The organism is Candidatus Cloacimonadota bacterium (assembly GCA_034661015.1).
In the GTDB taxonomy this organism is placed as follows: domain Bacteria; phylum Cloacimonadota; class Cloacimonadia; order JGIOTU-2; family JGIOTU-2; genus JAYEKN01.
This window is the reverse complement of the sequence record JAYEKN010000168.1, coordinates 1,292-2,917: the sequence shown is the minus strand read 5'-3', so window position 1 is coordinate 2,917 and position 1,626 is coordinate 1,292. Positions and strand designations below refer to the sequence as shown.

2 protein-coding genes are annotated in these 1,626 nt (G+C 34.2%); both read left to right on the top strand.

Annotated elements, in window-relative coordinates:
- Window positions 1-918, top strand: a 918-nt coding sequence (locus U9P79_06470) for an SLBB domain-containing protein (GenBank protein ID MEA2104267.1), incomplete at its 5' end; no start/stop codon positions are given.
- A gap of 59 nt (window positions 919-977) precedes the next feature.
- Window positions 978-1,598, top strand: coding sequence for a CpsD/CapB family tyrosine-protein kinase (locus tag U9P79_06465; protein ID MEA2104266.1), 621 nt, complete (start codon window positions 978-980; stop codon window positions 1,596-1,598).
- Window positions 1,599-1,626 lie beyond the last annotated feature (28 nt).

Below are 1,626 nucleotides of genomic sequence, written 5' to 3'. Positions count from 1 at the left end.
ATATTAATCGTCAAATTGCCTGATAATGAGGAATTTAGTGAATATGAAGTGAATTTTGACGGTTATATTACACTGCCAAAAATGGGTAATTTTAAAGCTGAGGGATTGACTATTGAAGAATTGGAAAAATCAATTTTCTTTGAACTCCCTGTTTATTTAAGAAAAATGGGGGAAGTTGATGTGCAAATCAAGCAGAAAAAAAAATATGTCCAGGTTCTTGGTTACGTTGGTACGCCCGGCTGGTATCTCGTTCCAGAAAATATAAGCGTTCAGGGTGTTCTTTCTATTGCAGGGGGTTTAGTTGATGGAACCGTATGGACGAAAGTACAAATTTATCGAAAAATATATGGGTTACGAACTACACAGACCAAAAAGATAAACGTAGATATGTTTAGATTTTTGGTTTCAACCGATCAAAAAATTCTTCCCGATCTAAGATCCAAGGATGTTGTTATTGCTCCTATGACACCACGTATGGGTAATGTTAAGCGAAGTTTAGGCCCAATATCTGTAAAAAAAGAAGATCTTGAAACAGATCTTTCAGCCAAAATTCGAATATTCGGTGCAGTTGGACGCCCCCAAATGCTGGAACCAATAAAAAACAGTAATCTTTTGGATTTAATAATTACATGCGGCGGAGAAACGAGTGGAGCAGATCTCTCACATATATTCCTAATAAAAAAACTAAAAGATGGTTCATATAGAACAACGGTGTGCAATTTACAAAAATATATTGAGGATAAGGACTTTGTGAATATTCCCTATGTAGGAGAAGGAGAAGTCGTTTATGTTCCTCTAAAACGACCTAGTTTGATAAAAAAAATATGGGATGGTGGTATGAGTTTTCTTAAAGATATTATGTTTTACATCTCAGCAATAACATCTTTAATTATAATCGCAAATCAATTTCAACAATAGTGGGTGCTATGAAATTCAATGCCAATTCGAACACATATAGTTTTGTGGAGTTCAATAGGATGAACAAAATTATTTCTAAGGAATTGATAAAAAACCGAACAAAAACCGTCTTGTTTACCAGCAGCGGTGAAAGTGAGGGTAAAACTTTTGTAGGTGTGAATCTTGCCTTAAACTTCGTAAACAACTCCCCTCAACGGGTGCTATTAGTTGATATGAATTTGCGAAATCCCCAATTCCACAAAATTTTTAAAGTCCCAAAAGAAAGTGGCGTTACGGATATATTAAACGATAAAGTTCATTTTGAAGATACGCTTAAGAAGACAAAACATCCAAACCTAACCATATTAACCAGTGGAACTTATGGAGGAATCGTAACCCAATCATTCTCCGATTTGCAATTTGTAATTGAAGAAATAAAATCCTCATTTGATCTGATAATTCTGGAATCTTCTCCATTATTGGTTTCTAATAAAAACAACATTGATCCGGCAATTCTTAGTTCTCTGATAGATACTGTTATTCTCGTTGTAATGGCTCGCAAAACAAGGAAATTATCAATACTAAAAGCTATTGAATTAGTTGAACTTTCCGGAGGAGAGATATTTGGGACAGTATTAAATAATCGATTTGCACCACAGAAACACAAAAAAAAAGGAATCATTCAGCAAAAAGGTATATGAAAATGTTTTTCCCTAAATTTAAAACCCT